This is a genomic window from Streptomyces sp. S465, assembly GCF_026898115.1.
Taxonomy (GTDB): domain Bacteria; phylum Actinomycetota; class Actinomycetes; order Streptomycetales; family Streptomycetaceae; genus Streptomyces; species Streptomyces luomodiensis.
Window position 1 is genome coordinate 4,133,307 of sequence record NZ_CP114036.1, and the last position, 12,191, is coordinate 4,145,497.

Genomic DNA, 12,191 nt, shown 5'->3' on the forward strand with positions numbered 1-12,191 from the left:
CCGCCCAGTGTCTCGCCCGTGGGGGGCTCCGGGCAGCGTCTGCCCCGATTCCCCCGGCCCATTCCCCCTGTTTCCGAATTCCCCCGGACGGGCTTCCCGTTCCCGCTCGTGCGCCGGTACGCGCTTCTGGGCGCCCGGCGCGTCGTTGCACAGCCGAGAACTCGTACCGGAACGGTCACTTCCGCGCCACAGGGCGCCGACGATGATTGATCCCGCACAGCTCACACACAACCCTGTTCACCAGGCGGTCCGTCCTTCTTCGGGGGAGAGGGCGGACCGCCGCCGGACCACATGGATCCGGCCACAACGACGGCGGCCCGTCCTCCCACGGGGGAGAGGACGGGCCGCCGTTTCACGCCATCGGCTAGCGCACCGTGAAATGCACCACGTCATCCAGGAACGGGACGGTGACCCACGGATCCGGCTGGGCCATCAGGGACAGCAGCACGATCGCCGCGCCCAGCAGCCCATAGGTCAGCATGTCGGTGAAGCGCGACCGCACCGCGAGCATCCCCACGTCGGGCAGCGCCCACCGCAGGAAGGCACCCGCCAGCAGGGCCAGCCCGATCAGCACCGTGCCCGCGCGGAACGCGTCCAGGGCCACGATCAGCAGCCCCAGGCCCACCCCGCCCATCACCGCGAGCAGCGGCCACTGCCGGGCGGGCGCCGGAGCGGCACCGGGCGCGGCCCGGCCGCCGCCCTCCGGACGCGCGGTGTCCCGGGTGATCAGCGGAAAGCGGCGGGACTTCCGGGCCGGCCGGGCGGACTCATCCGAAGGCGCCGCGGAAGGTGCTCCCGAGGATGCCCCGGAGGCCGCCGCCGAAGGCGCCGCTGAGGACGCCACGGAAGACGCCGACGCCGCACTGTCCGAACGCGGTTCCCCGGCCGCCGGTTCGCTCGCCTCAGCCGTCATGGCCGGCACCGGCGTCGGCGGCCGCCTTCGCGTTCCGCTCCGCGGCCTCCACCACGTTGACCAGCAGCTGGGCGCGGGTCATCGGGCCGACCCCGCCCGGGTTCGGCGAGAGCCAGGCCGCGACCTCGGCCACGCCGGGGTGCACATCGCCGGCGATCTTGCCGTGCTCGTCCCGGCTGACGCCCACGTCGAGCACCGCCGCGCCCGGCTTGACGTCCTCCGGCTTGATCAGATGCCGCACTCCGGCCGCCGCCACGATGATGTCGGCCTGCCGCAGGATGCCCGGCAGATCACGGGTGCCGGTGTGGCAGAGGGTGACGGTCGCGTTCTCGGAGCGGCGGGTCAGCAGCAGCCCGATCGACCGGCCGACGGTGATGCCCCGGCCGACGACCACCACATGCGCGCCGTTGATCTCCACACCGTGGTGGCGCAGCAGCTGGATGACGCCCTGGGGCGTGCACGGCAGCGGGCCGGTCTCGTTCAGCACCAGCCGGCCGAGGTTCATCGGGTGCAGCCCGTCGGCGTCCTTGGCCGGGTCGATCAGCTCCAGCACCCGGTTGGTGTCGACGCCCTTGGGGAGCGGCAGCTGGACGATGTAGCCGGTGCAGGCCGGGTCCTCGTTGAGCTCCCGCACCGCCGCCTCGATCTCCTCCTGGGTGGCGGTCTCGGGCAGATCGCGCCGGATGGAGGAGATGCCGACCTCGGCGCAGTCGCGGTGCTTGCCCGCGACGTACCACTTGCTGCCGGGGTCCTCGCCCACCAGCACCGTCCCGAGGCCGGGATGGATGCCCTTGGCCTTCAGCGCCTCCACACGGCTGACGAGATCGGACTTGATCGCGGCTGCGGTTGCCTTGCCATCGAGAATCTGGGCGGTCATGACTTCATCCTCCCGGATGCGGGGACGTCGGATCCAATCAGGGGCCGGTCGGTACCGGACCGGCGAAGGCCGCACCCCGTGGCCCGTGGTCCGGTCGGGGTGCGGCCTCTTGTGCGTACGAGCCGGCGGACGCTCAGTGCGTACGCGCCGGGGGAACGCTCAGTGCGTACGCGCCGGGGGAACGCTCAGTGGAAGAAGTGCCGCGTGCCCGTGAAGTACATGGTCACGCCCGCCTTCTGGGCCGCCTCCACGACCAGCTCGTCACGGACCGAACCGCCCGGCTGCACCACGGCCTTGACGTCCGCCTCGGCCAGCACCTCGAAGCCGTCCGGGAACGGGAAGAAGGCGTCGGAGGCGGCGTACGAACCGGCGGCCCGCTCGGCGCCGGCCCGCTCCACGGCCAGCTTCGCCGAGTCCACGCGGTTGACCTGGCCCATGCCGACGCCGACCGTGGCGCCGTCCTTGGCGAGCAGGATCGCGTTGGACTTCACCGCGCGGCAGGAGCGCCAGGCGAAGGCCAGCTGGGCGAGGCCGTCGGCGTCCAGCGCCTCGCCCGTGGCGAGGGTCCAGTTGGCCGGGTCGTCGCCCTCGGCCTGGAGCCGGTCCTTGGCCTGGACCAGATCGCCGCCCTCGATCGAACGGGACTCACCACCGGGCGCGGGCGCGTCCGGGCAGCGCAGCACGCGGATGTTCTTCTTACGGGCCAGCACCTCGACCGCGCCGTCCTCGTACGCCGGGGCGACGATCACCTCGGTGAAGATCTCGGCGACCTGCTCGGCCATGGCGACCGACACCGGGCGGTTGACGGCGATCACGCCGCCGAACGCCGACAGCGGGTCGCAGGCGTGCGCCTTACGGTGCGCCTCGGCGACATCCGCGCCGACCGCGATCCCGCACGGGTTGGCGTGCTTGATGATGGCGACACACGGCTCGCTGTGGTCGTACGCGGCCCGGCGGGCGGCCTCGGTGTCGGTGTAGTTGTTGAACGACATCTCCTTGCCGTGCAGCTGCTCGGCCTCGGCGAGCCCCTTACCGCTGCCGTCGGAGTAGAGCGCGGCGGGCTGGTGCGGGTTCTCGCCGTAGCGCAGCACCTGCTTACGGGCGTAGGTGACGCCGATGAAGTCCGGCCAGGGGCCCTCGTCGGCCGCGTAGTCCGCGGCGAACCAGTTGGCCACCGCCACGTCGTAGGCGGCGGTGTGCTGGAACGCCTCGGCCGCCAGCCGCTTGCGCCGCGCCAGGTCGAAACCGCCGTCCGCGGCGGCCTTGAGGACGTCGTCGTACCGCTCGGGGTTGACGACCACCGCCACGGACGGGTGATTCTTGGCGGCGGCGCGGACCATGGAGGGGCCGCCGATGTCGATCTGCTCGACGCACTCGTCCGGCGCGGCGCCCGAGGCGACCGTCTCGCGGAACGGGTAGAGGTTGACCACGACCAGCTCGAAGGGCTCGACGCCCAGCTCCCGGAGCTGCTCACGGTGCGAGTCGAGCCGCTGGTCGGCCAGGATGCCCGCGTGGACGCGCGGGTGCAGCGTCTTGACGCGGCCGTCGAGACACTCGGGGAAGCCGGTCAGCTCCTCGACCTTGGTGACCGGGACCCCGGCGGCGGCGATCTTCGCGGCCGTCGAGCCGGTCGAGACGAGCTGGACACCCGCCGCGTGCAGCCCGCGGGCCAGCTCCTCGAGGCCCGTCTTGTCGTAGACGCTGACCAGCGCGCGGCGAATGGGTCGCTTGGTACCTTCGGCGGTCACGGGATCCTTACCTTTCGTCCCTCTATGCGGTAGCCGTGACGGGCCAGACGCCCCACGACCTCGACGAGCAGCGAGCGCTCGACTTCCTTGATCCGCTCATGGAGAGCGGACTCGTCGTCCTCGTCCCGGATCTCGACCACGCCCTGGGCGATGATCGGGCCGGTGTCGACCCCGTCGTCGACGAAGTGGACGGTGCAGCCGGTCACCTTCACGCCGTGCGCGAGCGCGTCGCGTACGCCATGAGCACCGGGAAAGCTGGGGAGCAGCGCGGGATGGGTGTTGACGCAGCGGCCGCCGAACCGGGCGAGGAACTCCCGGCCCAGGATCTTCATGAACCCGGCCGAGACGACCAGGTCCGGCTCATGGGCGGCGGTCGCATCGGCCAGCGCCGCGTCCCACTCGGCACGGTCGGAGTAGTCCTTGACCCGGCACACGAACGTGGGGATCCCGGCGCGCTCGGCGCGCGCCAGGCCCTCGATGCCGTCACGGTCGGCGCCGACGGCCACCACCTCGGCGCCGTAGCGGGCCACGCCCTCGGCGGCGATGGCGTCGAGCAGCGCCTGCAGATTCGTACCGGAACCGGAGACGAGTACGACGAGGCGGAGGGGGCGCCCGGGGCGGGCAGGTCGGGCGGGAGGAGGCGGGGAGGCCACGGCGGGGCTCTTTCTCGCGGGCGGTACTGCCGTTTGTGCGGTCCTACAAGGTCGCGGACGCATCAATTCCGGGGAACTCTACGAAGCCGCCGACCGTCAGCAACGATACCGGCACACCAAGCGGCCCCCAGGGGACGGGGGCGGGCACGGGAGGTAGCGTCTGGACTGCGCATCCAACTGACGCCGTGGGCACCACCGTCCCACCCGCACCGCCGAGCCGTACGGCACCGGCCGTGCACGCCCCCGGCGTGCAGGACGACGACACAAGGGGAAGACACACTCCACATGCCGGACCGACGCCGCCGCGCGGCTCATCGCCTCACTCCGACTCCCGCCTCGACCGGGGGGCGGCGATGAGGCACGCCCGCATGTCGCCTACGACGCCCCTGCTCCGGGAGCAGCAGTCGTCCTCCTCGTCCTCCTCCGACTCCGCCTCCGGCGGGCAGCACGGGGACCAGCGGCACGAGGACAATCCGTTCGCCCCGCCGCCCGAGGGCAGGCCGGACCAGCCCTGGCAGCCCCGGCAGCGGCCGGAGGGCACCGGTGGGGAGAACGGCGACGGCGGCCAGGACGGCGATCAGGAGGGCCGGCAGCCACAGCAGCCTCCGGCCTGGGGCAGCCAGTGGAGCAGCCGCCAGCCCGGCCGCCAGAGCGGCGGCTTCGGCGTCGGCCCCGGCTCCAACCGCCCCGCCGGCCCCGGCGGGTCCGGCGGCCCGCGCTGGGACCCCAACGACCCGGCCCAGCGGCGCGCCCGGTACGCGCTGCTCGGGGGCATGTGGGCGTTCTTCTTCGCGCTCTTCAGCCTGCCGCAGATCGCACTGCTGCTCGGGGCGCTGGCCCTGTACTGGGGTATCAGCGCACTGCGGGCCAAACCGCGCCGTACGCCGCCGTCCCCGGCCGCCGCGGCGCCCCTGAACGCCCCGCCGCCGCCCCCGGGCGCCACCCCGGCACAGCTGCCCGCGCCCGGCAGCGGTCCCGCGAAGCCACAGTCGACGGCGGCGATCAGCGGTCTGGTGACGGGCGGGCTCGCGCTGGCCATCGTCGCGGCGACGTTCAGCGTCCAGGTCGTCTACGACGACTACTACACGTGCGTGGACGACGCCCTCACGCAGAGCTCACGCCACGCCTGCGAAACCCTGCTCCCGGAGCAGCTCCGTCCCCTGCTGAGCACGCAGGACTGACGTCCCGACCGACGTCCGGCCCGACGTCTCCCGGTCGCCGCCCGGGGCACTGGGACCGGTGGCCGCCTTACGGTTCGTGGCGGGGAGCGGCCGGTGGGGGATCGGGCGGGGGCGGTTCGGGGTTTCCTGGGGGCTTGCGGCTGAGCGGTCGGCGGCGGGGCCGGGTCGCCGCCCGTGGCGTGCCGGGCGTGCCCGCGGGGGTCGCGAACTCGGCCATCGGGCCCACCGTGGTGTCCCGTCCCTCCGTGCCGGGGTCCGGGGTCGGCCGACGGCTGGATCTGGCCGACCCCGACCGGGGACGCAGCCACTGCCACCACGGCTCGGCCATCGCCTCGCGCACCTCGGCGGACTCCATGGGCCGCACCGTCGCACGCGCCGCCGCCTCGGCCGCCGCCGGAGCCGCACGGGCGTCCTTGGTCCGCGTACGGGCCTCCGCGCGGGCCCTGCGATCTGCCCGACGTGCCGCCCGCGCCGCCTTCCACTCCGGCCAGTAGGCCCTGGTGGGGACGCACAGCCGGTACCAGCGCAGCACCATCGCCCCGGGCACGCCGATCACGCCCGTCCAGGCCAGCGTGATCGTGCCCGTGTGCCACCAGTTCGGGCCCAGGTCGGCGAGGACGCCGATCCCCAGGGGGCCGCCCGAGAACCCGGCCAGCAGTGCCATGGCGGCCGCGCAACCGACCGCCGCCAGGGTGGCGAGCACCAGTGTCTCGCCCCAGCCCCAGGGGGGCCTGGGCTCGTCCTTGCCGGGCCGCCGGGCCGCCGCGACCCCGGTGAACCAGGCCACCGACACCCCGGCCGCGATCCCCGTGACCCACACCAGCGGCCCGCCGAAGCCATCCGTGGGCAGCGCGGCGACCAGCGGGAAGTGCGGCAGCTGGGGGTAGGAGGTGATGCCCAGCGGCGCGACCACGCTGCCGCCGCCGACCGTGAATCCCGCGCCGACCCCGTACGCGGCGCCCCAGACGATGGCGTTCGGCAGCAGCGCCAGGCTGACCAGCAGCACCGCGAACCGCCCCGACCACACATCGCTGAGGTTGAGGAAGGTCACCTGGACGGCCCCGGCGTGGCTCAGCATCGACGTCGCCGTAAGGAGCGCACCGCTGCCGAGCAGGACGACGAGACCGCTGGTCCCGGCGCGCAGGGCGGCGGTCAGGCGGCGGCGTCGGCACCAGCTCCGCGCGGTCAGCGACGCGGCCGTGCGGGCGGCCCAGCCGGCGCCGGGGAGCCGGCGGAGCCGGGCGGCCACCCGTTCGGGTGGCCGGAGCGGGCACCGTCCGTCGGCCGTCCACACCCCCAGGGCCGCGATGGCCCCGGTGACGACCGGGAGATACAGCAGCGCGCTGAGCGGGGCGACGTGCAGCGGCCCGGTCGAGGCGTACACTGCGGCCGCGGTGCCGACCAGCAGATAGCCGCCGGTCACCCACGCGAAGGCGAGGCGCGGATCGATCATGGAATCCTCGGCCACCCACTGTCCCCCGCTCTCCTCGGGCTGCGCCTGGTAGACGGCGTGCTGGGCGGCCCGGTAGAGCAGCCAGCACGGCGCCACGCTGAGCAGCAGCGGGGTCAGCCCGACGGGCGCGGTGTGGCCGGAGAGCGTCTCGGTGCGCACGAGGTCGGCGCCATGGCCGAGCAGCCACAGGTCGGCGGCGACGTGCAGGGCCTTGTCGGGGCTGCTCTCGGGGGACGAGGAAGTGATCCACAGCAGCAGGACGACCACGGCGAGCGTGCCGAGGCCGAGCCCCGCGGCGACCACACCGCCGAGGAACGCCTCCCTGATGGCGGAGGAGCGCCGGGCCGCGAAGCGGTCACGCGAGGACACCGACGGGCTGCGATCGGTCGTTTGCGTCACGCGACCAATGCTGCCAATAACAGCCGCTTCATCCCCACATCAAGGGTTTGGTCGCCGTGTCGCCACTAGTCCGCTTATGCGTCTTTTATTGCGGTGTGGGAGGGCTGGTGGCTTGCCGTGTTCCGCCGTCAACGCCGCGGGCCCGCACCACCGTGTGGTGGTACGGGCCCGCGGCATACGAACCGTGGCGGCGTCAGCCGGCCAGCGCGGCGCGCGCCAGGCGCGCGGTCTCGGACGGGGTCTTGCCGACCTTCACGCCCGCGGCCTCGAGGGCCTCCTTCTTCGCCTGGGCGGTGCCGGAGGAACCGGACACGATGGCGCCCGCGTGGCCCATCGTCTTGCCCTCGGGAGCGGTGAAGCCCGCCACATAGCCGACGACCGGCTTGGTGACGTTGGCCTTGATGAAGTCCGCGGCCCGCTCCTCGGCGTCGCCGCCGATCTCGCCGATCATGACGATCAGGTCGGTGTCGGGGTCGGCCTCGAAGGCGGCCAGGGCGTCGATGTGGGTGGTGCCGATGATCGGGTCACCGCCGATGCCCACGCAGGACGAGAAGCCGATGTCCCGCAGCTCGTACATCATCTGGTAGGTCAGCGTGCCGGACTTCGACACCAGACCGATGCGGCCGGGCTTGGTGATGTCGGCCGGGATGATGCCCGCGTTCGACTGACCCGGCGTGATCAGACCCGGGCAGTTCGGGCCGATGATGCGCGTCTTGTTGCCCTTCTTGCCCGCGTAGGCCCAGAAGTTGGCGGTGTCGTGGACCGCGATGCCCTCGGTGATCACGACGGCGAGCGGAATCTCGGCGTCGATCGCCTCGATGACCGCGTCCTTGGTGAACTTCTCCGGGACGAAGATGACCGTGACATCGGCACCGGTGGCGTCGATGGCCTCCTTGACGGAGCCGAAGACCGGGATCTCGGTGCCGTCGAAGTCCACGCTGGTGCCGGCCTTGCGCGGGTTCACGCCACCGACGATGTTGGTGCCCGAGGCAAGCATCCGGCGGGTGTGCTTCTGCCCCTCGGACCCGGTCATCCCCTGGACGATGACCTTGCTCTCCTTGGTGAGGAAGATAGCCATGGTTTCTGGTTCCCTCGTCCCTTACTTCGCAGCCAGCTCGGCGGCACGCTCGGCCGCGCCGTCCATGGTGTCCACCTGCGATACGAGCGGGTGGTTGGCGTCGGTGAGGATCTTGCGACCCAGCTCCGCGTTGTTGCCGTCGAGGCGCACGACCAGCGGCTTGGAGACGTCCTCGCCCTTGGACTTCAGCAGCTCCAGGGCCTGGACGATGCCGTTGGCGACGGCGTCGCAGGCGGTGATGCCACCGAAGACGTTGACGAAGACCGACTTGACGTCCGGGTCGCCGAGGATGATCTCGAGACCGTTCGCCATCACCTCGGCGGAGGCGCCACCGCCGATGTCGAGGAAGTTGGCGGGCTTCACACCGCCGCGGCTCTCACCCGCGTAGGCGACGACGTCGAGGGTCGACATGACCAGACCCGCGCCGTTGCCGATGATGCCGACCTCGCCGTCGAGCTTGACGTAGTTGAGGCCCTTGGCCTTGGCTGCAGCCTCGAGCGGGTTGGCCGCGGCCTTGTCCTCGAGCGCCTCGTGCTCCGGCTGGCGGAAGGCGGCGTTCTCGTCCAGGGAGACCTTGCCGTCCAGGGCGATGATCTTGCCGTCTTCGGTCTTGACCAGCGGGTTGACCTCGACAAGCAGGGCGTCTTCCTTGATGAAGACGGTCCACAGCTGCTGGAGGACCTCGGTCACCTGGTCCGCGATCTCGGCCGGGAACTTCGCGGCCGCGACGATCTCGGCGGCCTTCTCCTTGGTCACACCGTCGATGGCGTCCACCGGGATCTTGGCGAGCGCCTCGGGGTTCTGCTCCGCGACGACCTCGATCTCCACGCCGCCCTCGACGGAGGCCATGGCGAGGAAGGTGCGGTTGGTGCGGTCCAGCAGGAAGGAGACGTAGTACTCCTCCTTGATGTCCGCGGTCTCGGCGAGCATCACCTTGTGGACCGTGTGGCCCTTGATGTCCATGCCCAGGATCTGGGTCGCCTTCTCAACGGCGTCGTCCGGGTCGGAGGCCAGCTTGACGCCGCCCGCCTTACCGCGACCGCCCGTCTTGACCTGCGCCTTGACGACCGCGCGGCCGCCCAGTCGCTCGGCCACCTCGCGCGCCGCCCCAGGCGTGTCGATGACTTCACCGGCCAGCACCGGTACACCGTGCTTGGCGAAGAGGTCCTTCGCCTGGTATTCGAACAGGTCCACGCGCGTCCGTCCCTTTTCCATGGATTTCGCGGTCGTTATCTGCGCGGGCGTGCCGCGGGGGCAGCGTGAGGACGCGATCTGTAACGAGGGCGGCACACGTTCACCGGGTACGCGGCATGTCCGTCTCGCAGGTTATCTCCGCAGGACGTGCGGCCCTAAATCGCAGATCACACTGGCGCGGTGATAACGGTCACAGATCGCGACCGTTTCCATCTATCCGCCTACGCCAACCGGGCAGCCCCCTCCCCAACGAGGACTGCCCGGTTGATGACGCTTGCCTTACGGTTTCATGCTGTCTCGGCCTTCAGCCGTGACTGTCTTACGCCCGCCGGAGCGATCAGACGGTCGGGAGCGTGCCCGGAAGGGTGGGCAGGTCCGCCGGGAGCTGCGGCAGCTCGACCTGGGGCAGCTCGGCCGGCACCTGCGGCAGGTCCGCCGGGAGCTGCGGGAGGTCCGCCGGCAGCGCCGGGAGGGCCGGGATGTTGGCGACGTCTGTCAGGTCGGTGGGCAGCGCCGGGAGCAGGCTCAGCGCACCGTCCTTGACGTTCCCCACGGTGGTCTGGGCGTCCGCGACCGTGCCCGTGGCCAGGTCCTGGGCGAACGGCACGGTGGTGCCGGCCAGGTCCTGCGCGAACGGCACGGCGGTGGTCGGCACGCTCACCACGACCGGGACCAGGCGGTCCACGGTGTCCTGGGCGGCCGGGACCACGTTGGAGGCGGTGCCCAGCGTGAAGCCCTGGACGCTGCCGGTCACGACGCCGGCGTACGGGGTGGTCCGGGCCACGGCACCGTCGGCCAGCGCACCGGCGTCACCGGCGGTCTGCTGCACGACCGGGACGACCTTGACCACGATGCGGTGCGCGGCGGGCGGCAGCACGTCCGAGGCCACACCGTCGACGACCGGCTTGGCGGTGCCGATGACGGCCTGGATCTTGCCGGTCAGGTCCTCGGGGCGGATGCCGGCGCCGGAGAGGGAAGCGAGCAGGTCATTCGCCGAACCCGGGGCGGAGGGCAGCGTCGGGGCGGCGGGGAGCTCGACGGGCAGCTCGCCCGGCAGGCCCTGGACGTCCGTCAGCGAGTCGGTGGGCAGCGCGGAGGTGTCGGGCAGGGTCGGCAGCGAGCCGAGGCCCGGGAGGCTGGGCACCACGCCGGGGACCTCGCCGGTGGGCAGGTCGAGGTGGGTGGTCTTCTTGACGGTCTTCTCGACGCCCTTGACGGCCTTGTGGGCCTTCTTGACGACCTTGCCCGGCTTGGCGACGTCACCGGTGAGGCCGTCGGCGGTGTCCTCGACGGTCTTGGTGACGTCCGAGACCCGCGGCAGGTTGGCGGCGCCCGGGACGCGCTCCTTCACGGGGTCGGTGACACCGTCCACGGTGGAGGCGACGCCGTCCACGGTCTTCTTCGCGGTGTCGGTCACCTTGGAGGTGCCGGCCACGCCGCCGGTCGCGCCGTCGACCGTCTTGGTCACCGTCTTGGTGAGGCCGTCCACGGTGCTGGTGACGCCGTCGGTGGAGGGGACGGCCGGGTTCTCGGCGGCGTTGGCGGCGGCGGAGCCGAGGGCCCAGATACCGGTGGCGGCAGCGGCGACGAGGATGGAGCGGCGAAGGTTGTTGCGCATGGTGGAGGAAGTCCTTCGAAGTCAAAAGGGGTGTCGGACGGGCAGACCTGACCCGCCCCCGCGCGGCAGGTCTTCAACAGACGGGGGTGAGGTCTGCCCTAGCCGGGGAATTCGAGGACTTCGTTGAACCGCTCGCGCGTCGGCGTCGAGCTCTCCGCGCGGACCGTGCCGGGCTTCAGCCCGAACGACGCCACACCGGACGGCGGAAGAGCGGCATGGGTGTTCCCGCCACGGGGAACGCCGCTGTCGCCGGTGCACTGGGAGGTGGCCCCCAGCGGGGACCGCGGAAGGGGCAGCGGCGCCGGGGCGCCGCCCACCGGACCGGTGCCGGAGACCGCCTGCACGACGGGGTCGTGCCCAGTGTGCGAGGCGGCCGCACGGTGCGTGGTGCCGACCGGGGCGTGCGTCACGGGGCCCATCGGGGCCGCGGTGGCGGTCGCCGCCTTGTGCACGGTCGCCGACTCGTCCTTGGCCGCGTGGTGCTCGGCGGCCGGGCCGTGGTCCGACACGGGGACCTGGAGGCCCAGGCCGATCGCGTCACCGAGGCCGACGCCGGGCAGGCCCACCGGCAGGCTGTCGCCCGTGGCGCCGCCGACCAGGTCGCCCACCGGCTCGGTGATCTTCTGCGCGCCCCGCTCGACCGGCTCCTGGATGGGCCGCACGGTCTCCCGTACGACGTCTTCCGCCGTGTGGACGGTACGCACCACCGCGGGCGGCGCGTGCTTCTCCACCTGCTGCCGAGCGTGATCGATACGCGAGGGGTCGAGCAGCCTGGAGACGCCGGAGCGGTCGGCCGGTACGCCGTCAGCGCCGTCAGCCGAAACGCCGGTCACCCCGGTCTGATCGCTCCGCTCGGCGGCGTGAGCGCTGCCGCCGAAGAGGAACGCCAGGGCCAGGAAGCCCCCGAGGAAGAGCGCCGCCAGCAGCGCCCGCCGCGCGGCCACCGTGCGCGGCAGGCGCACGGCGACAGGCATGGCGGACACAACAGACACGAAAGGGCCTTCCCTGGTGAGGGGCGTACAACGAGCACACAGTTGTGGCGGTATGACGTAGTGGGCGCACTGAACAGGACGAACT

Annotated in this window: 10 protein-coding genes; 1 reads left to right on the top strand and 9 read right to left on the bottom strand. The window is 72.3% G+C overall.

Features of this window, described 5'->3' with window-relative positions; genetic code table 11:
• Nucleotides 1-364: 364 nt before the first annotated feature.
• The 4 genes from N6H00_RS17435 to purN all read right to left on the bottom strand — a co-directional run bounded on the left by N6H00_RS17435 (nucleotide 365) and on the right by purN (nucleotide 4,191).
• On the bottom strand, nucleotides 365-844 hold the full coding sequence (locus N6H00_RS17435; protein WP_443072971.1) for a DUF3017 domain-containing protein: 480 nt from the start codon (nucleotides 842-844) through the stop codon (nucleotides 365-367).
• Between the two features lie 58 nt (nucleotides 845-902).
• Complete coding sequence (locus N6H00_RS17440) at nucleotides 903-1,790, bottom strand: bifunctional methylenetetrahydrofolate dehydrogenase/methenyltetrahydrofolate cyclohydrolase (protein ID WP_268972663.1); 888 nt, start codon at nucleotides 1,788-1,790, stop codon at nucleotides 903-905.
• A gap of 185 nt (nucleotides 1,791-1,975) precedes the next feature.
• A complete protein-coding gene (gene purH, locus N6H00_RS17445) occupies nucleotides 1,976-3,538 on the bottom strand; it encodes a bifunctional phosphoribosylaminoimidazolecarboxamide formyltransferase/IMP cyclohydrolase (protein WP_268972664.1) in 1,563 nt (520 codons plus the stop codon).
• Nucleotides 3,535-4,191: a phosphoribosylglycinamide formyltransferase gene (gene purN / locus N6H00_RS17450; RefSeq protein WP_268972665.1), complete on the bottom strand. Its 657-nt coding sequence runs from the start codon at nucleotides 4,189-4,191 to the stop codon at nucleotides 3,535-3,537. Before purN ends, purH begins: the two co-directional genes overlap by 4 nt.
• 368 nt (nucleotides 4,192-4,559) lie before the next feature.
• On the opposite strand from purN, the gene N6H00_RS17455 reads away from it, so the two are divergent.
• Nucleotides 4,560-5,372 (top strand): hypothetical protein, encoded by an 813-nt coding sequence (locus N6H00_RS17455; RefSeq protein WP_268972666.1) that lies wholly within the window; start codon nucleotides 4,560-4,562, stop codon nucleotides 5,370-5,372.
• Between the two features lie 67 nt (nucleotides 5,373-5,439).
• Here N6H00_RS17455 and N6H00_RS17460 read toward each other — a convergent pair whose 3' ends face one another.
• The 5 genes from N6H00_RS17460 to N6H00_RS17480 all read right to left on the bottom strand — a co-directional run bounded on the left by N6H00_RS17460 (nucleotide 5,440) and on the right by N6H00_RS17480 (nucleotide 12,088).
• The gene (locus N6H00_RS17460; RefSeq protein ID WP_268972667.1) at nucleotides 5,440-7,224 is read right to left on the bottom strand and encodes a cell division protein PerM; all 1,785 of its coding nucleotides are present in this window, start codon (nucleotides 7,222-7,224) and stop codon (nucleotides 5,440-5,442) included.
• A gap of 193 nt (nucleotides 7,225-7,417) precedes the next feature.
• Entirely contained in the window at nucleotides 7,418-8,302 is an 885-nt protein-coding gene (sucD, locus tag N6H00_RS17465; RefSeq protein WP_268972668.1) for a succinate--CoA ligase subunit alpha, read from the bottom strand.
• A 21-nt stretch (nucleotides 8,303-8,323) separates the two neighbouring features.
• Nucleotides 8,324-9,496 carry an ADP-forming succinate--CoA ligase subunit beta gene (gene sucC, locus N6H00_RS17470; RefSeq protein ID WP_268972669.1) on the bottom strand — a complete coding sequence of 391 codons (1,173 nt, stop codon included), beginning with the start codon at nucleotides 9,494-9,496 and terminating at the stop codon, nucleotides 8,324-8,326.
• A gap of 337 nt (nucleotides 9,497-9,833) precedes the next feature.
• Nucleotides 9,834-11,114, bottom strand: coding sequence for a hypothetical protein (locus N6H00_RS17475; protein ID WP_268972670.1), 1,281 nt, complete (start codon nucleotides 11,112-11,114; stop codon nucleotides 9,834-9,836).
• Between the two features lie 98 nt (nucleotides 11,115-11,212).
• Nucleotides 11,213-12,088 carry a hypothetical protein gene (locus tag N6H00_RS17480; protein WP_268972671.1) on the bottom strand — a complete coding sequence of 292 codons (876 nt, stop codon included), beginning with the start codon at nucleotides 12,086-12,088 and terminating at the stop codon, nucleotides 11,213-11,215.
• Nucleotides 12,089-12,191: the final 103 nt, after the last annotated feature.